The 24,436-nt window shown below is 52.5% G+C and carries 22 protein-coding genes; 14 read left to right on the top strand and 8 right to left on the bottom strand.

The features are described from left to right. Positions 1 to 448: 448 nt before the first annotated feature. Together ACR0ER_RS24340 and ACR0ER_RS24335 are read left to right on the top strand one after the other, a co-directional pair. Positions 449 to 1,840, top strand: coding sequence for a DUF1214 domain-containing protein (locus ACR0ER_RS24340; RefSeq protein ID WP_480771086.1), 1,392 nt, complete (start codon positions 449 to 451; stop codon positions 1,838 to 1,840). Between the two features lie 378 nt (positions 1,841 to 2,218). Further along, on the top strand, positions 2,219 to 3,370 hold the full coding sequence (locus tag ACR0ER_RS24335; RefSeq protein ID WP_170470003.1) for a mechanosensitive ion channel family protein: 1,152 nt from the start codon (positions 2,219 to 2,221) through the stop codon (positions 3,368 to 3,370). 26 nt (positions 3,371 to 3,396) lie between these two features. Here ACR0ER_RS24335 and ACR0ER_RS24330 read toward each other — a convergent pair whose 3' ends face one another. Both ACR0ER_RS24330 and cls read right to left on the bottom strand, forming a co-directional pair. After that, entirely contained in the window at positions 3,397 to 3,630 is a 234-nt protein-coding gene (locus tag ACR0ER_RS24330; protein ID WP_170470006.1) for a hypothetical protein, read from the bottom strand. An 86-nt stretch (positions 3,631 to 3,716) separates the two neighbouring features. Continuing rightward, positions 3,717 to 5,129: a cardiolipin synthase gene (cls, locus tag ACR0ER_RS24325; protein WP_170554407.1), complete on the bottom strand. Its 1,413-nt coding sequence runs from the start codon at positions 5,127 to 5,129 to the stop codon at positions 3,717 to 3,719. 225 nt (positions 5,130 to 5,354) lie between these two features. Here cls and ACR0ER_RS24320 point away from each other — a divergent pair, with 225 nt between their 5' ends. Then, complete coding sequence (locus ACR0ER_RS24320; protein ID WP_170470013.1) at positions 5,355 to 6,569, top strand: AI-2E family transporter; 1,215 nt, start codon at positions 5,355 to 5,357, stop codon at positions 6,567 to 6,569. 3 nt (positions 6,570 to 6,572) lie between these two features. Here ACR0ER_RS24320 and ACR0ER_RS24315 read toward each other — a convergent pair whose 3' ends face one another. The 3 genes from ACR0ER_RS24315 to ACR0ER_RS24305 are packed head-to-tail and all read right to left on the bottom strand — an operon-like array spanning position 6,573 to position 8,261. Beyond that, positions 6,573 to 7,034, bottom strand: a complete 462-nt coding sequence (locus ACR0ER_RS24315; protein ID WP_170558236.1) for a hypothetical protein — start codon at positions 7,032 to 7,034, stop codon at positions 6,573 to 6,575. Positions 7,035 to 7,043: 9 nt separating this feature from the next. Beyond that, positions 7,044 to 7,343, bottom strand: a complete 300-nt coding sequence (locus ACR0ER_RS24310; protein ID WP_170470019.1) for a hypothetical protein — start codon at positions 7,341 to 7,343, stop codon at positions 7,044 to 7,046. Positions 7,344 to 7,400: 57 nt separating this feature from the next. Then, positions 7,401 to 8,261: a DUF1269 domain-containing protein gene (locus ACR0ER_RS24305; RefSeq protein WP_480771085.1), complete on the bottom strand. Its 861-nt coding sequence runs from the start codon at positions 8,259 to 8,261 to the stop codon at positions 7,401 to 7,403. 400 nt (positions 8,262 to 8,661) lie between these two features. Between ACR0ER_RS24305 and ACR0ER_RS24300 the strand changes: the two genes are divergently transcribed. From ACR0ER_RS24300 to ACR0ER_RS24285, 4 genes are read left to right on the top strand one after another with little or no spacing between them, the layout of a single operon-like run. Beyond that, complete coding sequence (locus ACR0ER_RS24300; protein WP_170470025.1) at positions 8,662 to 9,708, top strand: DUF1214 domain-containing protein; 1,047 nt, start codon at positions 8,662 to 8,664, stop codon at positions 9,706 to 9,708. After that, positions 9,705 to 10,781: a DUF1254 domain-containing protein gene (locus ACR0ER_RS24295; RefSeq protein WP_170470028.1), complete on the top strand. Its 1,077-nt coding sequence runs from the start codon at positions 9,705 to 9,707 to the stop codon at positions 10,779 to 10,781. Before ACR0ER_RS24300 ends, ACR0ER_RS24295 begins: the two co-directional genes overlap by 4 nt. Positions 10,782 to 10,828: 47 nt before the next feature. Next, a complete protein-coding gene (locus tag ACR0ER_RS24290; RefSeq protein ID WP_170470031.1) occupies positions 10,829 to 11,110 on the top strand; it encodes a DUF3302 domain-containing protein in 282 nt (93 codons plus the stop codon). Next, positions 11,107 to 12,234 (top strand): HlyD family secretion protein, encoded by a 1,128-nt coding sequence (locus ACR0ER_RS24285; protein ID WP_480771084.1) that lies wholly within the window; start codon positions 11,107 to 11,109, stop codon positions 12,232 to 12,234. The genes ACR0ER_RS24290 and ACR0ER_RS24285 overlap by 4 nt, the downstream gene beginning before the upstream one ends. Before the next feature lie 391 nt (positions 12,235 to 12,625). On the opposite strand, the gene ACR0ER_RS24280 is transcribed toward ACR0ER_RS24285, so the two are convergent. Beyond that, a complete protein-coding gene (locus ACR0ER_RS24280) occupies positions 12,626 to 13,906 on the bottom strand; it encodes an adenylate/guanylate cyclase domain-containing protein (RefSeq protein WP_170709473.1) in 1,281 nt (426 codons plus the stop codon). A 224-nt stretch (positions 13,907 to 14,130) separates the two neighbouring features. Between ACR0ER_RS24280 and ACR0ER_RS24275 the strand changes: the two genes are divergently transcribed. Beyond that, the gene (locus ACR0ER_RS24275; protein ID WP_480432023.1) at positions 14,131 to 15,840 is read left to right on the top strand and encodes an adenylate/guanylate cyclase domain-containing protein; all 1,710 of its coding nucleotides are present in this window, start codon (positions 14,131 to 14,133) and stop codon (positions 15,838 to 15,840) included. A 161-nt stretch (positions 15,841 to 16,001) separates the two neighbouring features. Here the strand turns inward: ACR0ER_RS24275 and ACR0ER_RS24270 are convergent, their stop codons facing one another. Beyond that, complete coding sequence (locus ACR0ER_RS24270) at positions 16,002 to 16,892, bottom strand: AraC family transcriptional regulator (RefSeq protein WP_170709468.1); 891 nt, start codon at positions 16,890 to 16,892, stop codon at positions 16,002 to 16,004. A gap of 163 nt (positions 16,893 to 17,055) precedes the next feature. Here ACR0ER_RS24270 and ACR0ER_RS24265 point away from each other — a divergent pair, with 163 nt between their 5' ends. The 3 genes from ACR0ER_RS24265 (at position 17,056) to ACR0ER_RS24255 (ending at position 19,655) form a co-directional block, all read left to right on the top strand. Further along, positions 17,056 to 17,925: an SDR family oxidoreductase gene (locus ACR0ER_RS24265; protein ID WP_170709466.1), complete on the top strand. Its 870-nt coding sequence runs from the start codon at positions 17,056 to 17,058 to the stop codon at positions 17,923 to 17,925. A gap of 12 nt (positions 17,926 to 17,937) precedes the next feature. Then, positions 17,938 to 18,750: an SDR family oxidoreductase gene (locus ACR0ER_RS24260; protein WP_170709464.1), complete on the top strand. Its 813-nt coding sequence runs from the start codon at positions 17,938 to 17,940 to the stop codon at positions 18,748 to 18,750. 317 nt (positions 18,751 to 19,067) lie between these two features. Continuing rightward, positions 19,068 to 19,655, top strand: a complete 588-nt coding sequence (locus ACR0ER_RS24255) for a hypothetical protein (RefSeq protein WP_480771083.1) — start codon at positions 19,068 to 19,070, stop codon at positions 19,653 to 19,655. A gap of 192 nt (positions 19,656 to 19,847) precedes the next feature. Here the strand turns inward: ACR0ER_RS24255 and ACR0ER_RS24250 are convergent, their stop codons facing one another. After that, on the bottom strand, positions 19,848 to 21,128 hold the full coding sequence (locus ACR0ER_RS24250; RefSeq protein ID WP_170557860.1) for a serine hydrolase domain-containing protein: 1,281 nt from the start codon (positions 21,126 to 21,128) through the stop codon (positions 19,848 to 19,850). A gap of 528 nt (positions 21,129 to 21,656) precedes the next feature. Between ACR0ER_RS24250 and ACR0ER_RS24245 the strand changes: the two genes are divergently transcribed. The 3 genes from ACR0ER_RS24245 (at position 21,657) to ACR0ER_RS24235 (ending at position 23,765) form a co-directional block, all read left to right on the top strand. Then, positions 21,657 to 22,007 carry a hypothetical protein gene (locus ACR0ER_RS24245; protein WP_170709457.1) on the top strand — a complete coding sequence of 117 codons (351 nt, stop codon included), beginning with the start codon at positions 21,657 to 21,659 and terminating at the stop codon, positions 22,005 to 22,007. Between the two features lie 281 nt (positions 22,008 to 22,288). Continuing rightward, positions 22,289 to 23,410 carry a hypothetical protein gene (locus ACR0ER_RS24240; RefSeq protein WP_480771082.1) on the top strand — a complete coding sequence of 374 codons (1,122 nt, stop codon included), beginning with the start codon at positions 22,289 to 22,291 and terminating at the stop codon, positions 23,408 to 23,410. 61 nt (positions 23,411 to 23,471) lie between these two features. Continuing rightward, positions 23,472 to 23,765 carry a WGR domain-containing protein gene (locus ACR0ER_RS24235; RefSeq protein WP_480771081.1) on the top strand — a complete coding sequence of 98 codons (294 nt, stop codon included), beginning with the start codon at positions 23,472 to 23,474 and terminating at the stop codon, positions 23,763 to 23,765. The last annotated feature ends 671 nt before the right edge of the window (positions 23,766 to 24,436 follow it).

Below are 24,436 nucleotides of genomic sequence, written 5' to 3'. Positions count from 1 at the left end.
TGCTTGTAGCTGATCGACGATGAATTCATCGATGTCACCTATGTCCAAATCCAAGCATGAGCAACCGAACGACGGTTAACGTGACAACACCCACGCCATTTCTATCAACAAACTATAAGGAGCTTGGCGCTGAAAAACTGGCGCAGATCGCACTGGAAGATCTGAAAGGTACACGCGCTGCATTTATCAGATCACTTTCTGCGTCCGTAATACACTGTTTTTCAACAGAAAGGGCGGGAAACAGTCGTTCGCTAGAGCTGCGATGCGATCTGGAAATTTTCGGCAAAGCTGACGTTCGACATGGGAACTGTAAGCTCCACTACGCGAGACAAAGTAGAATTTTGAGGTCGACCGCGCATACCCATCGTTTTCAATTCCGGGTGATCCTCGACAAAATTGCATAATTGCAAAATAGTCACAGGAGTTACCCGAAACAGGAGCTCGTATCATGAAGCTAATTCGCACCCTTTCCACTTTCCTGGCGATAGCGATGACCATCGGACAGTTGTCTGCGCAAGAACGGGATTTTGAGCGGGAGCGGTTTGAACGTCGTGCATACGAGAGCGCTCTTTGGGCGCAGCCGCTCGTTTCTGGCAATCAAATGATTGTCGGAGCATTAGACTCAGGCCAAAAACTCAACCAAGTCGCCTATTTTTCTAAACCACCCAATTGGAAGTTCCAGTCACCGACGCCCAATAACTCTACGCCTTACGTAAACCTCATTTATGATGTCAAGGACGGCCCAGTGGTGGTGGAGCTTCCGGCTGCGACTGAGAGATATAGCATCTTTGGCACATTCCTCGATGTCTGGCAGCGACCGGTCGTTGATGTCGGTTCGGATGGCGATGACAAAGGCGAAGGCGGAAAGTACTTCATCTATGCCGCAAACACCGATGCCAAGGTGCCGGAAGGATATCTGCCTGTGCCCCTCAAAACCTATCGCGGTTACGGTACTTTACGCATCATCACGCCTGATCTCGAGCCTGCGACCCTCGAAGGTGCAGAAGCCTACATACGTGCCGGCATCCAACAATATCCCTACGGCAGCGATGAGCGTTTGCCGCATATGGACATCTACGATGTTTTGTATTCTGCGCAGTTTCCGTTCGACAGCAGCTTCTTCGACCGTTTGCAGGAAATAATAAATCACGAAGAGGTTCGCGAGATCGACAAATACCCGTTGGGTATGTTGAGCAGCCTCGGAATTGAACGGGGTGGGGCTTTTGATCCCACCGACGGAGAACGGGCAATTCTTGACGATGTGATGGCCCGTGTTCACGCGGAATTGCAGAATAAATTGAGTGTGATACCTCCTCTCAGGTGGGGCAACGAAACGCAATGGACGCAACCAGTTGCAAACTCAATGATCCAAACGATGATGACCTACGAAGACGAGAACAAGGTCTACATCGACGATCGGGCCTTCACTTACTACACGTACATTGCGCCACCGGTGAAGCTCGGTTCAGCCACGGCGTACTTGATGGTAACGCGTGACAAATATGGTGAAACATTGGAAGGCGACAAAAGCTACCGAATGACCGTTCCTGCCGATGTCCCGGTCGAGCAGTTCTGGTCTATTCTCGTGTACGATGTAGCGACAGCTTCCTACATCCGTGGAGCGGACCCAATCGGACTGGCCTCGACAGAAAACCCGACGCCCAAAGTCAACGACGATGGCAGCGTGGACGTCTACTTTGGCCCCGAGGTTTTAAACGAGGGAGTTAACTACCTCCCGACCACGGGCGCTGCGAATTACTTCTTACTTTTTCGATTTTACGGCCCGACGGAGGCCTACCGAAACGACAGTTGGAAACTAAACGATCTGGAGCCAATGTAAGCGTGTGAGGCGCGCTGCTTCGAGTGTTAACCCTGAGTCGATTGTGTTGAAAATTTTGAATGCGAGCCGAGGCGGGAAAAACTCCTGCAAAAACAATATTTTGTGAGCTTTGTGTCCTGAGGGCTAAATCAAAAAGAAGGCGTTCCAGATTTTTGGCGCTAGTTCCGCGGCGGCGAGTTTTCCAAACCAATCTGCCGCAATAGAGTCTTGGTACTGAGCTCAGCGCTCGGTTCGAAGAAGAATTAGGAGGGCACCGCTCAACCGCTCGAAAATAGTGCCGGTGGATATAGTCAATTGCGCCGACAGACACCACTGCCTATGGTCAATCGGGTGCTTTTGCGCCACTCTTTCAGGCCCAAGGTGCACAGCGTAGATCGCATGGATTTAACCACAACATCGTTCGAGACCTTTGTGGCTTCAGCCACAGTTAGCCTCAATGAGTGGATGGCTACCGTGTACCCTGACCAATTGGTTGGGGCGGTGCTAGTCTGCGCTCTGCTTGTTGGTCTTCGTCGTAAGATCGCCGCACTTGGGTTAAAGCTGCTGAGGCAGATTTTGGATCGTTTTTCGGTATCACTTCCAGACGAAGTCAACGCCCAGCTAAGGTCTGCGTCTGAGATCCTTGTGTCCGCGTTTGCTCTGTTTGCTGCAACTCAATTGTTAGTGCCAGATGGAGTAGCAAAGCTCTTGTTAGAACGGATCATGGGCTCTGTCGCGATTATCGCGGTCTTTGGCGCATGGTATCGACTAAGTGGCCCGTTCGCGGCATTGCTGTGGACTGACAAATTGTCTTTGGTTCCGTCAGAAACGGGCTGGGTTCAGCGTGTAATGCAATTCGCCATTCTGCTGTTCGGTTTGACGTCGTTGTTGCGTGTTTGGCAAGTGGATATTTCGGGCGCGCTGACAGGAGTTGGGGTTTTAGGAGCAGGGTTAGCCATCGCCGCTCAGGACTTAGTGCGCAATCTCGTGGCTGGCATGACTAACATTAGTGAGAAGCGCTTCGAAACAGGAGATACCATCGCTGTTGGTGGCGACGTTTTTGGAACTGTTGAGGCGATTGACCTTAGGTCAACCAAAATTGTGGGATTTGATCAGATACCTAGACACATCCCCAACTCGGACTTAGCGAATGCCACAGTTCTCAATTACTCACGGCTGAAGCGGCGACGTGTGTATCTAAAAGTTCCCCTGGTGCTTTCGTCTACCCAACAACAGATAGAAGCCGTTCGCGACGGTATCAGAGATTACCATCTTAAATCAGGCGACTTTGATACTGGCGATGGTGCACCAAAATACATCTACGTGAATGAACTCGGGCCAAGCTCCGTTGATATCATTATTTACGCATGGACTAAGGGACCGACCTGGGAGGAGTTGCTTCAGGTCACAGAGCGGCTGACTTTAGCAATCCTCAGGATAACCCGCGATGCAGAAACTGAACTCGCTTATCCGACTCAAAGCCTACACCTTCAGGCAAATGGCGACGCTAAATCATTGAAGATCTCTGACATTACAGGCGCTTATGACTAGCTTACCTTTGTCAGAGGCACAGCAATCTACGTAGCCTTCTTCATTCGGTCATATGCTGCTTTCATCTTGAGGCCGAGTGAGCGGGCTGCTTCGCCCACTTCTTCAGCAGACTTGTCAAATTCTGATTTGCTCAAAAACTTGTCCCATTCGGCTTGGAGTTCTGTCCATTCATCCTCTGCTTCTTTTGAGGCAAGATGCAATTGCAGCTTCAGTTCGTCGCGGCGTTGCTGGAGTTCTTTCATGAGTGACGTTAAATCCATCGGCGCTTGTCCCAGTACGGTTTAGGTTCACCAAACGGTGCCAGAACAAGCGACAAAGTCAAGCGACTTGGGCCCTGTCTGATCGCTCACAACAACGGGCTCAACAAGCGTGCCAGCGGGGCACCATGGCGCTGTTTGAATCCGCGGTCGGCAAGCTTTTCTTTCAATCGGAACGATCTTGCGAAGTCTGCCTCAAACATGGCTGCAACCTCGGAAGCAGTGTGTTCGTCAAAGATTACTGCTGTCTCCTCAAAGTTGAGGCGACAAGAGCGATTGTCCAAGTTGGTGGTCCCTACTGATGATATCGTGTCATCCACCAGAACCACCTTCTGGTGCATAAAGCCATCGTTGTATCTCCATACCTCGACGCCAGCATCCATGACCTCATCAAAATAGGCGAGTGCGGCCAGCCACGGAATGGTGTGATCGATTACTTCAGGAGTTAGGAGTTTTACGTCTACTCCCCGCATGGCTGCAAGCTTGAGCGACGTCAGAATATCGTTCTCGGGGACAAAATACGGTGACGCGATCCAGAGACGTTCAGTTGCTGCATTGATCAAAGTGCAAAAATAGAAGCTCCCGGTATCAAAGGTATCACCCGGCCCGGTCGCGATGATAACGGCGTCTTTATCGGCTTCTGTTTTCTTCACATCCCAATCGAGTTCGCTGATCAGGTTTTCGCGTGTTGCCCAGTGCCAGTCTTCAGCGAAGATCAGTTGCAGTTGCAAAACAATGGGGCCGGTAAGCCGCGCGTGGGTGTCCCGCCATGGACCAAATTTTGGGTCTTCGCCCATGTACTCATCGCCCATGTTCAGACCGCCCGTGAACCCAATCTCTCCGTCGACCACTACCGTTTTTCGATGGTTCCGAAAGTTGATCTGGAAGCGGCTTTTCGGTCCGTCATAGGCATGGGCGTTTACGACCTGAACCCCCTCGTTGGACAGCGACTCGAGATAGGATTTAGGAAGTTTGGCGCAGCCTACAGCGTCATAAATCAGTCGCACAGAAACGCCATTTTGAACCCTATCCAAAAGAACATCTCGTAGGCGGCGCCCGATCTTGTCGTCGTTAATGATGTAAGACTGAACCAGAACATAGCTTTTGGCAGAAGCAAGGGCTTCGAAGATGGAGCTAAAAGTTGCTTCTCCATCAATGAGCAAATCCAGGTCGCTACCTGAACCTACAGGTATGTCACCAATTTTTTCTAATGCTCTGTAGATACTCTGGTTTTCAGTTCTGGTTGGAGGAAACTGCTGTCTGAATCCCTCCAAGCCTGTTATCACTTCATCGCTGTCGCGACGGCCTGTCAGATAGCCTTCATAGTTGAAAGACCCAAGGAACAAAAACGCTGGCACGGCAAGGTACGGCGCCGTGATCAGAAACACGACCCAAGCAACAGAACCTTGCGGCGTCCTTGCATGGCGGACGGCTAGAACGGCACAGTAAATCGCTGCGATTTCCAGCAGTACGATGACGACAACGATCAGTTCAGCAGACATGTGCGCGCACTCAGTTTAATATGATCCATCCTAAGGAGTTAACCGTCCTCTCATAAGAGCATAAGGCATCCGAATTTGGCACAATAATCTAGAGTGGCGAGACAATCTGCTCCCCAACTTGCTTGAAAAACACGGGTTTTTTGACCGTTGCCATGCAAAGCTCTGTATCGAGATTTGGTCGACGTGATAGGCTATCAGTGGAACATACATGCGCCTGGGGAATCTATGCCACAAGACAGCAACGGCTCACCTCGCTCTGAGCAAAAGTCCACCATTCCCGTATGGTTCATGACAACTGTCACTGTGCCCATCATCGTTGCTTTCCTATGGTTTGGGCGCGACTTTTTTGTTCCGATTGCCTTGGCAACACTACTTTTCATTCTAACGATGGCGCTTATTGAGCGCTTGGATGCCGCGACAATTGGGAGAACGCGTGTACAGCGCTCATTGGCCTATTTTTCCGCGACTGCCCTTGTGATCGGGCTGCTGATTGGTCTTGGTTACGGTGTTTCAACACAAGCAGCGGCGATGGGGGAGGCTGCGTCGAAATACAATGAACGATTAGTCGAGCTAAAATCACAACTGGAAGGTTTTGTCGGTACTGAAGTTGTTGCCTCAATAGAGCGCGCGGTCAAAGAGATCGACTTTGAGGGGTTCCTATCAGAGCTAGCCGCATCAGCTGCCGGAATGATTGGGAACATTGGTCTGATTGTACTTTATCTGACTTTTATGATTGCTGAACGCGGAGCATTCACTGAAAAACTGCCCAAGCTCTGCAAGAACGAAGCGCAAGCGCGTCAGGTCGGCGACATATTGAAGTCGATATCCATCGGCGTCAGGCAATACATGTGGATCAATGCTGTCACCAGCGCGATGAGCGCAACTCTGTCTTTCGTCGTTTTGAAGTTCTTTGGCGTCGACTTTGCTTTATCGCTTGCATTCACCGTATTCCTTTTGAATTTCATACCAAACATCGGTTTCTTTTTAGCCGTCGCAATGCAAGCCATCATGGCACTTTTGCAGTTCTACACACTTACCCCTGCTCTGATCATTGTTGTGATCTACGGTGGCGGAGATGCAATCATTGGCAACATAATACAGCCTCGAATGCAGGGTAAGTCACTCAATCTCAGCACGTTCGTCGTCATGGTTGCGCTGGCATTCTGGGGTATGATGTGGGGCGGTATCGGCGCGTTCATTGCTGTGCCGTTGACCGTCGTGATCATGATCGTTTGCTCGCAGATCCCAGGGTTGCAGCCTTTTGCACGGCTGCTTTCAAGCGATGGTGTTCTTCCCGGAGAGCACTCTCACCCTGTGAGCGAACAGCAGGGATCCACATCACGCAGCAAGCCTAAATCGGAGATAGAAGCTGAGCTTGCTGCCATGAAGCAAGAACTAATGGAGCAGAAATCATCCAGAAATCCAGATCAAGAGTCGTGAATTCTAACTTTTTTCCTTGTTTTTCAGCGCGGCAGTAATCAACGGGACGAGAAGTGTGGATAGTGACCCTAGCGGGTTCGAGCCCAACGATTTGACTGAGTTAACAACATCCCTAGCTTCGGTTGCCATACCTTCCAACTCATCCTCAATATCGGCGATGGCCATGTCCCGCACCTCGACGGCTGGTGCAATTTCCTCTTCTACGCTTATGCGTCCAGCAATCACCGACAAGAGCGCAGCGAGCAGGAGGTTGCCAGCTGTAAGGATGCCAGCTGAACCAGCAGGCGAAATCCAAGTTGTCAAAACAAGGTATAGCGTCAGGTTCAGCAGAACCAAACCAGCCAAGGCAGCCAGACCAGCGAGAGCCATCAGTACCGTTTGCTGTTGGACAACCGCCAGCCTTCGGCGCGTGATCAGTCGTTCTGTCCGAAAAATGATTGTGAGATTTCTGCCAATACGGTTCATCGAACTGTCCTATTTGAATGCGCGGCCGACGATACATCCGACGGCAAAGACTCCCAGAAGCGTGACCAACGGGTGCTCTTTGTGAAGTGTAATCATTTCATCAACGAGCTGGTTGCCCATGGCTTCTACATCCGCCGCATCGACCCCATGCTTTTTTAGCGCGTCAGAAAGCTCCGTCGGTAAATGAAAGTTATCAGATAGCTCCGGGGTCTTGTCACTCTCAGCGCTTATCTCTTTTTGAGTTTTTAATGCCTCATTCTGCTGCCGGAGTTGTGCGACTTCGGCTTCCAGTTCGGCTTTAGTGGCCATACAGACCTCCTTCCAAAGAAGGGCGAGTAACTCCAGTCACTCGCCCCAAAGTTCTGGTCAGGCTTCGATCTTGTCAGCCATTCTCCGCACAGAAGCGGCGAGCTTGTTTTTGCGCTCCTGCCACTCTTCTTTGATTTCTGATTTTCGCGTTTCGAACTTGGCTTTTGTTGCATCCGCGGCTTTATCAATTTGCTCATCGATAGCTTGCAGCCTCGCCTCGAACTCGCGGTCGATCTCGTCCAGACGAGTGTCAATCTTCTCTTCGGTCTCATCCATCTTGGTCTTGATGCTATCCATTCGGGCCTTTATGGCGGCCCTGGCTTCATCACTGGCAGCCTGCAGCTCTTCATCCATAGCTTCCCATTCGCGGTTTAGGGCATCCATTTCTGTCGCCATTTCGTCGTCCACCGCGTCTGCACGAAGTTTCCGGAAAACGGTCCCGCCAAGATCCTTCATCTTGCTGTCCAGTGGGGTGATCCAGACCTCATCAACCGACGCGACGACGCAGGATTTTCCAGGCAGGAGCTCGGTGCTGATGTTGTCAAGCATTATGCTATCGATCCCAGCAACCCAAAGATCGCGATATGCCCCAAAGAGCCCGCCTGTCATACCGCCTACAGCCATTCCACCGGCTGCGGCCGAGGCCGCTGCCGCGGTTCCAGCGGCCGCAGCACCGGCCGCCACTGCCGCCGGACCCGCCAAAATGCCGATCATGGCACCAATCGTAATCCCAAAAGCCGTGCCAATTGGTCCCTCATCAATACTGGACTTTAGTTTGACAGCGCCGTCGGCGTCCTTTGAGATAACCGCCGCTGCATAGACAGTGAGCTCTGCGTTACGATGCAAATCACGCATCGCGTCAGCTCCCTTGTAGGCACTTTCTTCACTATCGAAAACGATGGCCACGTATTTATCCATTGGAAATCTCCTTGCGTTTGTAGAGGCTGGATCGACTGGTTGGTGCAATCATGTTCGTTGAAATTGCATATTCATAGCTATTTACTTCTGCTCCTTGGGTAGGCCGTTGCCCTTATCATGTACGGACCATTGCGGTTCGCCGCAAATTCCACAGTGATCGCTCTGGAGTGATTAGTCAAAGATCGAGGTAAGTGACCGACAAAAAAATCGAAACTTGGAAAGGCAAAGACCCGTTTATGGCAGCTTTTTTGGCCACTTGGAGCTCATCCGCATGCCGCCCGTGGGTTAAATCCTGCGCCATTTCAACGCGTCGTTCAAATGATCTTGCTTCGTCCCGCTAACCGTCTAGTCTTGGAAAGGTGTGAATTCAGTGAACCATTTCTAACAAACTTGGTGCGACATGCTTCTGCGAAAACTTTACTCCCTAATTTTGTTTCTGCCGGTCTTCACTGCACCTGCATCCGCTCAGGACACCATCGAAAACTATATTCGCGAGTATCCCAACCAAGAACAGGTGCGCATGATGCAGCGTTGGCTTGAAACCAACGAGCCGGGCAGCTTTCAGTTCACGGGACTCGTCGATCCAACCGATGACACTGTGATCACGCCACAAGCGACGGTGAACTACGGCTATAACTGGTTCAGCCTGTCCGAAGGCCCGGCGATCATCCGCACGCCGCAATATGACCGTTACTTCTCGGTGTCGATTTTCGACATGAAGCACAACGTACCGGGCGTCCTCGTGAACCCGGATTTGCCGATCCTGCTATACCGGCCAGGGCAAACCTTGCCCGAAGGCGATTTTCACAAACTGGCCCTTGAAACCGACCAAGGGCTTGCCTTCACCCGAATGGTCGTGGTCGACAATCTTGACGAGGTCATGGCGCTGAGCGGTGAGATTGTGATGGAAGGCGGCCAGGGCGACATGGACCGCGACGTGCAGCGATTTTCGCCCGAGACCGAGGCGGCAGCACTAAAGCTGATCGAAACTGCGGTGCCACTGGTGGATACCGACCAGGTCTTCGGGTATGTTTCCGGCGACGTGGGCGAAATCCACGCTGCTGTTGGCGTATTTCAGGGCCAGCTCGGCACGCCGTCGGACATCGTGAGGTACGGCCTACTGGTGTTTGACGAGAACAGACAGCCTTTTAATGGTGATGACACATACGTTCTGACCGTGCCTGCAAACATCGTTGAAGAAAGCGGCTATTTTTCCGTTACGGTCTATGCTTCCGCCAACAAGCTGCTAATACCAAACGATCAGGGCATCTACGATCAAACCACTTATACAGCGGAACCAAACGACGACGGAACTTATACCGTGACGCTCAGTCCGTCCGGCGAGGGTCAGAACGGCATTCCAACCGGGACACCATTCTATGTTATTCTTCGTGCTTATGTTCCGGTTCCCGGCGCTGACTTGACAGTCGAGGTTGAAACAAAATGAAAAACGCATCCAGGAAGTTCCACAAGATTACAGCTGTCCTGTTGTGCAGCACTCTGATCGCACCGGCGTCGTTGGCGGATATCCCGGACATAGACAGTTCCGGCTGGTCAACAGATCCGAAAGATTACGGGATGAGCGCCGCCGAGTATATCAACGCCGACAGCCGGGCGTTCTTTGCTAACTTCATGGGCCGCTCTGGCGTCAACCAGTTCTTTCACTTCACGAACTTGTCTACTGCCGACGACCGCTGGGTCGTTTCGCCCAATAACGACACGATCTATTCGATTGCTATCGTCAATGCGAGACAGGGGTTCACGTTGGATGTGCCGGATGTGGGCGACCGGTTTCTATCGATCCAGATCATTACGGAAGACCACATGACGCCGTTCTACCTGTATGGGGACGGTCAATACACGTTCTCGTCCGAGGATTTCGAGACCGATTTCGTCGCTGTTGGTATTCGAACCGGAACAGATGCCACTGCTGACGATGTGCGTGTCGTTACCCAAGAATTGCAGCCACAGTATGCGATTTCAGGCGCCGCGCCAGAGGATGATCTGCCAATCTTTGACGCGGAGGCACTTGAAAGGGTGCGCGCCGCCCTGCTGGCTGAGTATTCCAAGCTGCCTTCATCGTTCGGTGCGATGCAGAAACGGGTCGCCGATGTCGATGACTGGGAGTATTTCACCTATGTCACGGCAGGCGCCTGGGGTTTGTCGGCAGACGAAAACGCAATGTACGCTATCGGTGGTCCTGAAAACGCGGTGGGAGGCTCTTGCTATACGGCAACATTCCCAGAAGTGCCGGTCGATGCATTCTTTTCCATCACAGTGTATGGCCCGCAGAAGTACCTGATGTCGGACACGGATAACATCGTCAGCTCCAACCAGGGCGTTATAAGCAACGACGACGGGTCATTTGACGTGGCATTCGGTGGCGAGGACTGTCGCGGACTTGCTCCTAACTTTGCCTTTACGCCTGAAGATGGTTGGAATCTGCTGCTTCGGGCATATCGCCCGAATGTCGAAGAATTTCGAGCCTACCGTGTTCCGGATATTGCTCCGGCCGAATAGGCCACATGAATCCTGAGAGCCATCGCTAAAATAGAAAGGCAATTCGAGTGAGTGGATTGGACATTTTTGCCTGGATCGTACTTGTTATACTGATCCTCACAGTCATTGTAGGATTTGTGACTTTGGCAATGCTGCCTGGAAAAATTGCAAAGCAACGGGAACATCCCCAAGCAGATGCGATCAATGTAGCTGGCTGGTTGGGCGCGATTACCTTTGGCGTATTTTGGCCGCTTGCATTGATTTGGGCGTTCACAAAGTCGCCGCTGCAAGCAATGGCGAATTCAGCAACCGATCCTGAAACCGGTGCTCGGTCGGAAGGCGCGTCATGATTGTCTTTCTTACCCTCATTTATGTTGCCGTCCTCTTCGTTCTTGTAAAACTCAAGGTTCTTCCAAACTCCAAGGCGACATGGCTTTCGACCATCGGCTGGATGGTTATCCTACTCATATTTCTATTTATTCCAATGCAATGGGGAGCGCCCTCCGGACCCGTTAAGGTTTTGACGAGAGCTGTTCCAATTGTGCCAAACGTCGCTGGCCAAGTTGTAGAAGTCGTAGCAGAACCGAATGTTCCGATGCAAAAAGGCGACGTTTTGTTCCGCATCGATCCGGAACCCTTCGAAATTGCGGCTGCACGAGCGCAAGCAACAGTTTCACGTGTCGAGGCACAAATTCGGCAGGACCGTGAGAGCCTTGCCTCCGCCCAAGCGCAACTACGTCAGGCAATCGCGCAACGAGACCTTGCTCAATCACGCTTTGAGGATGATAGCAGGCTTGTCGAAAGCGGAGCAATTTCCGAAAACCGTCTCGAAACACGCCAAACAAATCTAGACGCGGCACAAGGCGCGGTCGATCAAGCGCAGGCGGCTGTTTCTCGTGCACAGGTAGAACTCGATGCCCTCACACCGGATGGCGTTGTCGCTAAGCTTGCAGAAGCGCAAGCGGCGCTTGATCAAGCGCAGTGGAATCTTCAAGAGACAACTGTCCGTGCTCCGTCCGAAGGTTTTGTGAACAACCTTGCGATCACGGAAGGTCAAAGAGTGGTATCTTTCCCGTTTTCGCCCGCGGGAGTGTTCGTTGACACCGCGGAAAAAGCCTTGGTTGTTCAGGTGCATCAGATCTATCTGCGTCATCTTCGACCAGGCCAGCCTGCCGAAATTGCCTTCAAAATCAGACCGGGAGAGCTGGTAACCGGCACGGTGGATACGATCTTTGACATTTCTTCACAGGGACAAGCTCAAGTCAGCGGAACTGTCTTTCAGGCTGGGGAGATCGTAAGCGAGCCCTTCATCGTTACCATTATTCCGGACAACCCTGACATACTGGAAACGATCCCTCCGGGCGCAGCCGGTTTAGCGGCGATGTACACTGATTCAGCAGCGGCGACGCACGTAATCCGCAAAGTGATTGTCAGGATGAACTCAATCCTGAATTACATCAGACCAGGACTGTAGCAAAAGCGATTGAGGGTCGACCGCGAGCCCTAACGCGGAAGCGGACGTCGGTACAAACCGCAGCGTCTGTTGCTTCGAGACAAAAGCCGCAGTTCGCTGCGGTCTGCATGAACAATTGCTGCAAGGAAGCTGCAATGCAGGACTCAGCCGTGTCCAGTTTGGGCCGGCTTACAACCTCTATCGCTTTCCACCCGCTTGGCTGCTTCGTCCGCGGTGCAGACCTTCAAGGTGAATGAAACCGAGCAAGTGCGGTGACTATCACCAAAGCGTGCTACAGCCGCAGCATTCAAATGGCCCATTCAAGGTCGGCTCTGGGCCGGTTGCCCTACTTATGATCGTGTTTTGATTTCTCATTTGTAATACTGGCAACTCACATCACCGCCAGAGCAATCTAAAGCGAAGTGAAGGGCTGGAAGGAGAATACCTCGATTTCGTCGTCGAAACCACGCAAGCTGTGCGGTCCGAGAGATTCGGAACTTTCGGAGACAAGTCTCACAAATTCACTGGTAGCAAGTAATGGAGCTCTTAGGGACCGCGTCAGGTCTTCCAATCTGCTAACCTTTGCGACCGAGGAGCCGGTCACCGTGAAGTCCAGCCTTCTTTCAGTGCCAACATTGCCGTAAACGGCAGCCCCCATGTGCAGACCAATACCGAAGTCCATTCGGTCCTCAGTCGAGATTTCCTCCCGCCTTTGGAACGCCTCTCTTGCGGCCGACAATGCTGCTTCACACATGTCCTCTGGCAACCTTCTACGTCCGTCAAACGGGAATATGGCAAGCAAGCCGTCGCCGACAAATTTTAGTACTTCTCCCCCGTGGTCGTGAACCGCTCCAGCAACACAGTCAAAGTAACGGTTAACTGCCGCGACGTATTTTTTTGGGGACAGACGTTGACTTAGGGCCGTCGAGCCATGCATGTCACTGTATAGAAGCGCACAGTCGATCTCTCGAACATCGCCACGCGATATTTGTCCACTTAAGACAGAGCGACCTGAAATCCTGCCCAAATATGCTTCCATCAATTCAGCCGCCAAAAACTGCTCAGAAAAAACACGAGCCGTCCCAAACAAAGGTGTTGAAAGACGCCTAAGACCATTGATCTCCCGGTCGGAAAAACCCGACCGTTTCTTTGTGGCGAAGGATACCGAGACACCTAGCAGCCACTCTGACCCGCTGTCGAAACTTATTGTGCGTGTTCCGAACGGAGCAGAAAAAACGAAGTAGTCAGTGATGCCAGATGCCGCAAGCTTTTGGTAAATTGGGTAGTTTTCCCGGACAGACGGATCAGTGAGATCAGCGCGAATTGACGGCATCATTTCAAATTCGCCATCCATGCTGTCGACCAAGTCCCAAATCTCGGTATGCATGAACTTTTTAGCGAGTTTTTCTGTTACTTTTGTGTTTTCACCAAATGGAGCTTTGTCAAAAAGATCATCCGTAACCGAACTCCGCGGCATAACAGTCCAATCTATTCGATCGCTTGAAGCATCCCAAGTCGCATCAAGCAGCCCAATAACGGGGTGCATTATCAGACGACCCAGTGAAACGCGAGCGACCGGAACTCCACCATCGACCAACCGATGACTTAAATGCTGGACCAAACCTCCGATATCCCCATCGAAGAAGGCCAGCTTCTGCAACCAGTCTGAAATGCGGTCAAAAACATCTGACATAGCACTCTCCTCAACCATATTGTGTTACAGCTAGTTGTTCATGTCATTCGGATTATTGGCGGGGTCTTGCGAAAGGATCAGCTTGGCGTATGGAAGCTGCAATGCACCCAAGGCAGGAGCGAGCCCAAAGCGGTTGCGCTTTCCTGATAGGACCTCCTTGCTCTGATTATCTGGCTGACAGTGCTCTCTCTGCAGGCTAGCTTCCAACAAGCGGGGAGAGAACTATGGAAAAGAGGCTTGCTGCGGTGCTGGCGGCTGATGTCGCCGGATACTCGGCGTTGATGGATCAGGATAGGGACGGAACACTCAAAGCGCTTAAGGCTTTCCGTGAGGATCATCTAATACCCGCTTTAGCAGCCCATGATGGGCGACTGATCAAAAGCATGGGCGACGGATGGATTGTTGAGTTTCGCTCTGCATCAGCCGCAACAGAATGCGCGATTGCTGTTCAGATTGCTGACCGACCACAGGAAATCCAAATCCGCATCGGCATACATACCGGCGAAGTCGTTTCGGAAGGTGATGACATATTCGGTGACGGTATCAACATAGCTGCCCGTCTCGAGGCAATAGCGGAACCGGGGCAGATATTGCTTTCTGACACAGCACATAACAGCCTGGACAGGAACGCCGCCGCCTCGTTCTCTGGCGGCCAGCAGACTGAGTTGAAGAACATTGCACGCCCAGTTGGTGTGTGGCATTGGCCTGTCGGTTCGGCGGTTACAAGTCCAACTGGCAAAGCTGAGAAACCCGGTATTGCTGTGCTGCCGTTTGACAATATGTCGGGCGACCCGGAGCAAGAGTTTTTCGCCGACGGAATTACCGAGGACATCATAACAGAGTTGTCTCGATTTCGTTGGTTGATGGTCGTGGCGCGGAACTCATCTTTTACGTTTAAAGGTAAGAGCACCGACATTCGCGAAGTCGGGCAGGCGCTCGGCGTGAGATATGTGCTGGAGGGGTCGGTGAGGCGCGCAGGCCAGCGTCTTCGGATAACAGGACAGTTAATTGATGCCGAGAATGGCAGTCATCTTTGGGCCGATCGTTTCGATGGGTTGCTGGACGATGTTTTTGACCTTCAAGATCAGGTCACACAGGAAGTTGTCACGGCGATCGAACCGTCCGTTCGCCATGCCGAGACGGTCCGCGCTCGGGAAAAACCGACAGAAAACCTCGATGCGTATGAACTTTATCTCCAGGCCCAGTCACATTTTCACCTGTTGACGGACGAAGACAACCGTGAGGCCATTCGCCTTACGCGTCTGGCGTTGGAGCGCGATCCTGATTATTCGTCGGCAGCTGGATTACTTGCGTGGTTGCATATCCAAAGGATGGTGCAGGGACTGAAACCGATTGACGAAGGGCCTAAGGCAGCCGTGGCCGCAGCAGAACGTGTATTGTTAAGTGATCGCGCGGATGGAATTGCGTTGGCTTACGCCGCACACTCGATCTCTATGCTTGCACAAGACTTGCCGCGAGCTCGCGCAGTTTTTAAACAAGCACTAGCTGAAAATCCGAACGCTGCGATCGTTCACATGCTTGCTGGCATCAATCTGAATTTTCTCGACAGACCCGAAGAAGCTCTGGAACACGCGACACACTCGATCAATCTCAGTCCGAAAGATCCATTGCGACACGCAGCATATGTCGGGCAAGCCTCCTCATTTTTCCAACTTGGCCGCTATGGTGAAGCCGTACAAGCCAACCGAAACGCCTTGGCCATTAGGGCGAAATTCGTGATTACGCATCTCATGCTCATCGCATCCTTGGCTCAAAACGGAGACCTGGAGTCAGCAAGGGCCGCGGTAGCTGAACTGAAGGAACTTCGTCCGGATCTCGACATCAAAGAGCAAACGAGACTCCCCATATTCAGCGTTCCCGCATGCTCGGAGCAATGGCGGGAAGGTTGGCTGAAGGCAGGCCTTCCAATCTGAGATAGCAGAACCAAATTAGTGATCCAATCCGGAGGCTTCGTTTGCCTAGCGTCAGTTCGATCCACCTGAGATTTTGCAGATGCGGCGAAAGTCCGGAATTTGGGCTGCGACTGCAGCAACGTCTGACCTTGATCAAGGTCGGCTCTGGGCCGAACGTAGCCTCAGTCCGCAGGCTCAAGTTCGCGATCTTGCCGGGGCGATTTGCCGAACTTGCGCGAGTATTCTCGAGAGAACTGTGCCGAGCTTTCATAGCCCACGGCAAATGCAACTTCGGAAACCTTGGCACGGCTCGTCCGCAGGTCGTCTCTGGCCTTCAACAAACGCAGGTCCTTTTGATACTGGAGCGGTGAAGTTCCTGTGACAGCTTTGAAGTGCTCGAAGAAGGCCGAGTTGCTCATCCCGATCCTCTCAGCCAGTTCTCCGACAGCGATGGTTTCTGACAGGTTTGCCTGTATTTCGCGGGTTGCCATAAAAATTCGGCTGGCGGTGCTCTCATGCCAGAGAAGCCTTTGCAGGGTCTTCGCATGCTGTCCGATCAGAAGTCTTGCATGGATTTCGCGGGACGTGATCGGTGCCAACAGTTGCCGCGCTTCCCCTTCCTCGCACTGAAGGAAATAGCGGTGAAGTGCGTCTGCCAGACTTGGATCGGTGTCACACAAACAGATCGAGAATGGATCAGCGGACTGCACACTCAAGGCGGGCGACACCGTAGGGGCTAATGACCTGAGAAGATCGAGATCGAGAGGAAAGACCAAGGCTGTGTAAGGCGCCTCCGTCGACGCCTCAGTTATCCGCGAAACAACCGGCAAGGTATGGCTGACGATAAGCGATTGTCCGGCGCCGACCCTCAGTGTTCGGGCGCTGGACCCGACTTGCTTCGCCCCCTGCAGGATCAGGCAAAGAAGCGGTCGATAGACTGTCGCATTCAGTTCGGTTGTTGCGTGATGCCGGAGCAAGTGGGTGCCGCTCGGCGCATGAAGGATTGCGCCCTCGGCAACGCCTGCCTGGTCGAGCAGCGTAGTCACATGTGACAACAGGTTTTGGCTGTTCATGTTGATGGCCTCCAATGTGACGCCTATCGATAACATCCCGCACCAAATCTGTCATAACAGAAATCTGCGGTTTTGGAGGATCAGGCAAGAATTCTGGCCGAACATGAAAGAACGTGGAGATCGCTAAGACTATCGTGATCATGTCACAACAATGGAGACCGACATGCAGAAGGTTATGATCACCGGTATCGCAGGCGGGTTTGGAAAGCCGACTGCACTCGCGCTTCTCGAACAAGGCTATCAGGTAGCAGGAAGTGTTCGAAGCTGCGCGGGAAATAACGCCGAGACAGTTGCGGAGCTTGAAGCGGCGGGGGCGTCCATCGTCGAAATGGACGTGACGGACACGGCAAGCGCCGAGCGTGGGATGGCCCAAGCCATTGCACATCTGGGAGGCATTGACGTCCTGTTCAACAATGCCGGGATTGGCTCATACGGTATTCAAGAGTTGATGTCGCCCGAGGATATGGCGCGTGTCTTTGATGTGAATGTCATGGGCGTGCAGCGTGTCATGCGCGCGGCGTTGCCCCATATGCGGGCGCAAGGGCGGGGGACGGTTCTCTACACCTCTAGCCTTATCGGCCGGATCGCGACACCGTTCTATGGAACCTATTCCGCGTCGAAATGGGCGCTGGAAGCGATTATTGAATGCTATCGGACCGAATTGTCGGGGTTCGGAGTGGAATCCTGCATCATCGAACCCGGCGCCATGCCGACGGCCTTCTTTGACGGAATGGTCGCGCCAGCCGACTGGGACCGCGAGGCGCAGTACGGGGAGTTTGCCGCGGTGCCCGCCATGTCGGCCGCCGGCTTGGCCGAGATGCTGGAGGCGACACCCGATCAACGCCCCGAACGGATCGCGGAAGCGGTCGTCAATCTTCTGGACAAACCCTTCGGGCAAAAGCCATTCCGTACCGTTGTGGATCACGTGGGCGTTGGTCCGCAGATCGAAAGGTACAATGACGTGCTTCACGACGTCACCCGCACTGTCATGACCAGCTTCGGCATCGAAGATATGCTTAAGCTCAACGCCTGAAGGAGATACCCCATGAAGACCATTCTGATTACCGGCGCCTCCTCGGGCATTGGAGAGGCCACTGCCAAACATTTCCAAACCAACGGCTGGAACGTCGTCGCCACCATGCGCAACCCCGACAGCGCAGGCGACCTAGCCGAACTAGACAACGTCCAGGTCGTGCGTCTCGATGTCACCGATCCCGCTTCGATCACGGACGCCGTCGCCGCCGGCATCGACCGTTTTGGCAAGATCGACGTCCTTCTCAACAATGCGGGTTACGGAGCATACGGCGCGCTGGAGGCTTTCTCGATGGATCGCATCCGCCGCCAGTTCGATACCAACGTGATTGGACTGATGGAGGTCACGCAAGCCGTGCTGCCGCATATGCGTGCAAACCGCGCAGGCAAGATCATCAACATCTCATCCATCGGCGGCCAGATCACATTCCCGCTCGGCACGCTCTACCATGGGACGAAGTTCGCGGTCGAAGGTCTGTCGGAAGCACTACATTACGAGCTTGAACCACTCGGAATCCATGTCCGCATTGTCGAACCCGGCATGATCAAAACCAACTTTGGCGGGAGTTCATTCGACTTCGCCATGGAAGAGGGGCTCGCCGATTATGCCCCGATGGCCGAAGCCATGGGGCGAGTCTTCGGAAAGCTGGCGTCTAGTCCGTCCGCCCCAGAGACGGTTGCAGACGTCATCTGGGACGCTGCCAATGATAGCGGTGACCGCCTCAGGTACCGGGCAGGAGTGGATGCGGTGGAGTTGCTCGACAGGCGCAAGACACAGGACGACGCGACCTTTATCGGCGGGATCAAAGAGTTGATGAAGGAGTAAGGTTTGGCGGAACCGCAGCGACAGCGAGGTCCGCTTTCGGGAAGCTGCGCTGCGGCATCGTTTGACACGACGAGAGTCCGGTTTGGGCCGTTCTACGCGATCAACTGACTGCGGGGCAGGGGACTTGCTGCACCTGCTTCGAGGTCCGGAATGAGCCCAAAGTTCAATTTTCTGCACCGTGCATCAATGCCGGAAGTGCAGAAGAAAGCTGCCGTTGAGTGGTCTATTCAAACCGCACCTTCTTCACTTTTTGGGTTGTGCTAACGCTCCCAAGGGGTGTCTCATACAAATTGTAATGTGATCATTGGATCTTAGCCGTGTTCGACGCTTCGACATACCTCGCGATAACATCGATTGCAGTCATCGGCACTGTTCACGTCTTCTGCGTGTCTTTTTACCGGAGATTCCCCGCCCTAGCAGGCTGGCTTTCTGATTTTTCATCCGGGATCGGACTTGGCTATGCTTTCCTTTTCTTACTGCCAAAAGTCGGTGAATTGTCGGCCGATTTGGCTGCAAATGGGAAATGGGAAAACTCGCTGTTCGGTTATTCGCTCCTAGGATTTCTCATTTACTACTTGCTGGAAGCCAGTCGCGACACGGGGGCCGATAACAGGTTGTCGCTTGGCTTGGACACAGTGGCACTTGGAACCTATAACTGCTTGCTTGCCATTACAGTCATGCAAACGACGGGAACATCTCCTGAGCTGTACGCTATCGGAACATTGGCCTATTCATTGCATTTGTTTGGGGTGAATATCTTTCTCTATAAGACCCACCCCGGACACATGTCTGGATGGCTACGCGCATACTTTGTAGCGTCGCTTGCAGCCGGCATATTGATCGGTCTCAACGCAGACAAAAGTAGCATGATCTATTCAATTGCGACTGGGTTAACAGGGGTGTGATAATAGCCCTGTCTCTTCGGGTCAAACTACCCAGCCTTTCGGCAGTGAATACAAAAGCTCTGTTGATTGGTGTGGTGTTTGCTGCGGTCGCAGTCGAGGTCACCCGGTACTAACCCGACGACACTGTTAAGTCTTTCCGTAGTATGAGCCGAGCCATTTGGCTCAGCTTACTAGATTAAGATAATCTGAAATTCATTTACTCAAAGTCTCGGCAATTCCTTTCATCGCAGCCATAGAGTCTAGGTACATAGGTGTGTTCTGAACTTCTGGCTGGCTTGATAGCTTAACCATAACCACATTGGCTTTCTGGTTCACATACAATAGCTGCCCATAGACACCAATGCCGTAGAACGCACCATTTTCTCTATCTTTGACCCAGACTTGGTTACGGTAGTGGAATCCTTCAAACACCTCTGCATATGCGCTTTTTTCATAAGCTGCGATCACTTCGTCATTTGCCTGAATCGTGTCAGCTATCCAATCTGGAGGAATAACTTGAGTGTCGTTAACCTTTCCGTTGTCCAGCATCATTATGCCAAATCGCAATAGGTCACGAGAGCTGGTGAATAACCCACCACTGGTTTGCACAATCCTTTTGGGCCCTAGTTCGCTATATGCAGGGTCCTGAGCACCGATGTCCTGCCACAGCTCGGCCAGTACATCCAGATAGCTTTCTCCAGTTGCCGACTCGATAACCATACCCAGCAGCGCAGATAACACTGAACGGTAACTATAAACTTCACCGTCTTCTACCAAGGTCTCGCGATCACTAAGAGAGATCATGTACTCCTTAACGCCAGACTCTGTATCACAAACTTCTACTTTTTCTGAGAGGTCCTGACCAAACGCACAAAACAGATCACCGGCATCGTCTAAGTAGCCGCTAGAAGCATCTTTCCAATCAACAGCAGCGGTCATATCAAGTAGGTGTCTAACCGTTGTATTTTTGAATGCTGGGCCTTCCAACTCTGGCAGGTATTCGGTGATCAGCTTTTTAGGATCTAATTCTCCCGCCTCAACCGCCAGCCCAGCTGCCATACCCAACACTGTCTTGGTGATCGAGTGAATGCGGTGAGGCGTATCAGCTCTCATGCCATTGAAGTACTTTTCAGCGACCAATTTGCCATCGTGATAAATCAAAAAGCTATCGGTATGCGTTTGATGCAACCAATCGTTGATGTTCTGTTCTTCACTATTGCTAGCTGTGAAAACAAAAGTCTCAAGCTCAGTTGGGTATGCCGCTTTTTCCAAAGTACGCACCCAATCTGACGGTGGAACTCGTGCTAATTCGCCAAAAACATTTGTGCCTTCAAATATCCAAGGGCTTCTATCTAAAGACTCAACGGTTTCGTCCCAGAAATAGCCAGCCTCTGCGCTTGCTGGTTTTGTAGAAGCAGTAAATATCGTACCGGAGGCCAAAAGAGCGATAGCAATAGCGGAAGTCACTAACAGCTTGTTTGCATTTCTTTTCATTTTGGGAATCTCCGTCCGACTAGACAATCTCTAAGCAATCCAGCCATGCTTCAGCTCTGGTGTCTAGCCTCTTGTGTTTGGGCCACAGGCTGTCAGACGACTGCGAACTAATCTCTGGAAGGACAGCTTAGTAGTCGCAAGCGGCGGATGGCAGATACTGTGCGTTAGTCGCCTTGAGCAATGCCCGCTTCGTACGCATCTCGGAGGATGTAAAGCTCGAAATGAAGGTCCGCTTCGGTGTGAGACCAGTCATCAGAAAGCGATGAGCATAAGGCGGCTTTGTCCGCGATCCAGACAATTGCCTGCGTCGAGATTGAGCACTTGCAGCGAATGGCGGCTATGTGGGCGTGAACGCAGCATCGTGAGGGTAACGTGAAAGTCCGGAAAGGGCCGAATGAGTCTAATGAGGGCCTGTTGCTGGTTGAACTGGTCACCAAGATTGCCGTATTGGAACTGTGAGGCTCAGCCGACAGAAATCGTCTTCGATAGCCTGACCAACCAAAGTTCTTTTCCAGAAGAGATTTCCTTATGAAAACACCCAAAGTCGATCCTTCTAGCACACAGACCAAGCACGAGATCGAACAGTATTTGAGATCCGTCAACGAAGGCGATCAGGTTGTAATCCGCAGCACTCAAGGTGGGTTATTGGGTTTGAAGGTTGCTCAAGTCACCGGTACCAAGCCGAGTGCAGGGCGCCTTAATACCGAGCATAGCGGCGGTTGGGGAGGAACTGCTTGGTATGCGAAATCTGGGAAGAACTGCCATGCCCCCAAGGGCCAATCAACTCTCGTTATCCCTACGCGTGAAGTCCTTGAATACGCAAGTACAGTCAAAATTCCTGAGTTCTATGTCGTCGCGCCTGGATCCCACATGCTCTAGCTATTGAATTGGTACTACGCAGAGGGTTTTGTTGACTAAATCGACGCCGAGCGGATCGACAACCGAGCCAATCTTGTGGCCAATTTCGAATTTGTTGAACGACCATTTAAGGTGCTTGACGATACGCTATAGAAGTCATACCCAGTGATTGGCCTTCACGCAGGCCGGTGTGCCCGCCATGCAAAGCTAAGCAGCGTTTCAGCATAATATTAGCGCCTCCGCGTCTACTGCGCGGAAAGATTAGTAGCGGGCACCTAGTCAGATCCAAAAGGAGATGACACATGTCAGATTATCACATGAAGAAGTTAAAAGTGTTGGGGAAGCGGTACGCGCGAGCGACCACTATGGCCCACAACGAAGCTCTGAACGCTATCGCAGTACAGCTCGGTTTTGCTCACTGGAAAGCACTGACTGATGCTGTGAAAGCTGAATGGCAGCCAACCGAAGACGATCTCAAGCAAGCTGAAGCGTTTGTATGCGATGCTGGTGCAAAGGCAAACGGTGATGCCACCAACAATGATACCCTATTCTCCTTCGAACCAGCATTTGAAGAGGGGGAGCTTTGCGGTCATTGGTACCAGATTGGAGACAGTCTTGGTGATGTTGTAGTTTCAGGAAAGGGTTGGGATTTACGGATTCCTGAGGCTCCGCTTGAAGCGCCTATTGTTGAAATTGACGAGCGCTATTCAGAAACAAGCCCGGTAAATGATCCGAACTTTCTTGCCCAACTTCTTGAGATCGCTCAGGCGCGCAGCAATAGAGTGCGCGCACAGATGGCGGTTGATTGGCCTCGAAGATCAACAAAAGCAGATCTTGATGGCGTAGCACGGCATCCTTTGGGGCGTGGCGACGCCGCAACATGGTTTTGTCACAGTTGCGATGTACAGATCACGCGCTCGCAAGCGGCCGAAAACTACTGGCATTGTCCCAACTGTGGCACTCACCCATTGAATATCCATCCGGTACCATTTGATGACCAGTTTCCTGGGGAGCCAGTTCAGACTCCAGATGTGGCGCAAAGGCAGAATCCGGAAATAAGGATTGTGGAACCGCGGCTTACACTGCGTTTGGATGAGGAAACCGTTGCAACTCTGGTTCGCTGCGCATTGCTTGAGGACGCGACTACAGTCAACGAACGGCTTGGCGCTATTCGCGCACAAATAAGTCTGATCGACGGAGAGGTTGTTTGGATCACCTTTGACGAATTGCTTTGGCCTGAGGACAAGGAGCCGACTTCTGCGCGGGCGGTTGCCACGAAGCTCGGGCTCGAGGTCGAACAGGAGATTTCCTTGTTCTCGGAACCATTCGCCTGGCCTGATTTAGGCGGAATGACGGCAAATACCGCCGAGTATGTGGAAATGCTGTTGAACGCTTATGAGGAACACGGTGTGATAAAGCGCTGATGCCGACGACCTGACGTCAGTTGGGTGACTGGGTGTGAGATCCCGGTCACCTCGTTTTGCAATGTCATTGGACAGACGGGCTGAGTTCGCCGACAATCGCGTCATGAAACTGACGGCAACCACACCTGTCCACCTGATCCATGTGGACCCGGACGTCAACATGGCGCGGTTCTATGGAATTGAGTTGCAGCCGACATTATTTGGGGAAGTGTCCGTCCTTCGTACCTGGGGACGAATTGGTACAAACGGACAGGCCATGATGGTGACATATGACAACGAAGCCCAGGCTGCTGATGCACTCCAGAAACTCGAAAAGCAAAAGCGCCGACGAGGCTACGTCCCGGTCGGTGAGTGACTTCGGGTGGCAATCTGTTTCCTTAGCAAATCCCGAGCCTGTCGTCTCGTGACCGGGCTCTAGGTTTCAGCCGGCATGCCGGCTTCCACCCAGAACACCCCAGCATGATCTCCCTGTCCCAGTAGCCCCTGATCCGTCTCTTGCGAGCCGGGGCAGGGGGCTTTGGGTCATGGTCGCTCCATGCCGTTGTGATCTGCCCGTTCGGGTTTCGATCCCTTTTGTGCTCCCGCAGGATCGAAGATCCTTTGGCTTCTTTTGTTGGTCAGGCGGGATTTGGGCAAGCCAAACGCCCCCTGACGTCAGGGGGAAGGCGCAGCCTCCCCCCTCGGACAAGACAAATAGACAAGACCGTGTCCTCGCGCGTCGCGCTGCGGGCCGCACCACTCTTGTCGATTTGTCCTGTCTCGCCCCCCTCCGCGTTCGCCACGGGGCAGGTTTTAGAGACGACGCCCTTTCAGGGCTCGGCTCAAAACCAGCACCAAAAGGGGATCAGCCCCGGAGGTCGCATGACATAGGAGAGACGTTTTTTGAACAGTGAAGCGATAAAAGACATCGAAAATGACACGAGCCTTCAGGCGGTAGAGATTGCGGCCCAGAATGACCTGTTTCGGAAAACCCTGATTGATCCGAGTGCAGCGATTGAAATGCAGTCCAAAGACATTCAGGGTCAG

The organism is Ruegeria sp. CH8, assembly GCF_056536985.1.
Note: the sequence above shows the minus strand (reverse complement) of the source record. Positions and strands in the feature narration are given on the sequence as shown.

Coding starts and splice junctions, on each gene's coding strand:
- ACR0ER_RS24270 (WP_170709468.1), bottom strand. CDS start 16,892: ATGAACAGCCAAAACCTGTTGTCACATGTGACTACGCTGCTCGACCAG.
- ACR0ER_RS24280 (WP_170709473.1), bottom strand. CDS start 13,906: ATGTCAGATGTTTTTGACCGCATTTCAGACTGGTTGCAGAAGCTGGCC.
- ACR0ER_RS24240 (WP_480771082.1), top strand. CDS start 22,289: ATGTCAGATTATCACATGAAGAAGTTAAAAGTGTTGGGGAAGCGGTAC.
- ACR0ER_RS24265 (WP_170709466.1), top strand. CDS start 17,056: ATGCAGAAGGTTATGATCACCGGTATCGCAGGCGGGTTTGGAAAGCCG.
- ACR0ER_RS24275 (WP_480432023.1), top strand. CDS start 14,131: ATGGAAAAGAGGCTTGCTGCGGTGCTGGCGGCTGATGTCGCCGGATAC.
- ACR0ER_RS24330 (WP_170470006.1), bottom strand. CDS start 3,630: ATGGATTTAACGTCACTCATGAAAGAACTCCAGCAACGCCGCGACGAA.
- ACR0ER_RS24340 (WP_480771086.1), top strand. CDS start 449: ATGAAGCTAATTCGCACCCTTTCCACTTTCCTGGCGATAGCGATGACC.
- ACR0ER_RS24300 (WP_170470025.1), top strand. CDS start 8,662: ATGCTTCTGCGAAAACTTTACTCCCTAATTTTGTTTCTGCCGGTCTTC.
- ACR0ER_RS24245 (WP_170709457.1), top strand. CDS start 21,657: ATGAAAACACCCAAAGTCGATCCTTCTAGCACACAGACCAAGCACGAG.
- ACR0ER_RS24285 (WP_480771084.1), top strand. CDS start 11,107: ATGATTGTCTTTCTTACCCTCATTTATGTTGCCGTCCTCTTCGTTCTT.
- ACR0ER_RS24295 (WP_170470028.1), top strand. CDS start 9,705: ATGAAAAACGCATCCAGGAAGTTCCACAAGATTACAGCTGTCCTGTTG.
- ACR0ER_RS24250 (WP_170557860.1), bottom strand. CDS start 21,128: ATGAAAAGAAATGCAAACAAGCTGTTAGTGACTTCCGCTATTGCTATC.
- ACR0ER_RS24320 (WP_170470013.1), top strand. CDS start 5,355: ATGCCACAAGACAGCAACGGCTCACCTCGCTCTGAGCAAAAGTCCACC.
- ACR0ER_RS24260 (WP_170709464.1), top strand. CDS start 17,938: ATGAAGACCATTCTGATTACCGGCGCCTCCTCGGGCATTGGAGAGGCC.
- ACR0ER_RS24310 (WP_170470019.1), bottom strand. CDS start 7,343: ATGGCCACTAAAGCCGAACTGGAAGCCGAAGTCGCACAACTCCGGCAG.
- ACR0ER_RS24315 (WP_170558236.1), bottom strand. CDS start 7,034: ATGAACCGTATTGGCAGAAATCTCACAATCATTTTTCGGACAGAACGA.
- ACR0ER_RS24305 (WP_480771085.1), bottom strand. CDS start 8,261: ATGGATAAATACGTGGCCATCGTTTTCGATAGTGAAGAAAGTGCCTAC.
- ACR0ER_RS24335 (WP_170470003.1), top strand. CDS start 2,219: ATGGATTTAACCACAACATCGTTCGAGACCTTTGTGGCTTCAGCCACA.
- ACR0ER_RS24235 (WP_480771081.1), top strand. CDS start 23,472: ATGTCATTGGACAGACGGGCTGAGTTCGCCGACAATCGCGTCATGAAA.
- cls (WP_170554407.1), bottom strand. CDS start 5,129: ATGTCTGCTGAACTGATCGTTGTCGTCATCGTACTGCTGGAAATCGCA.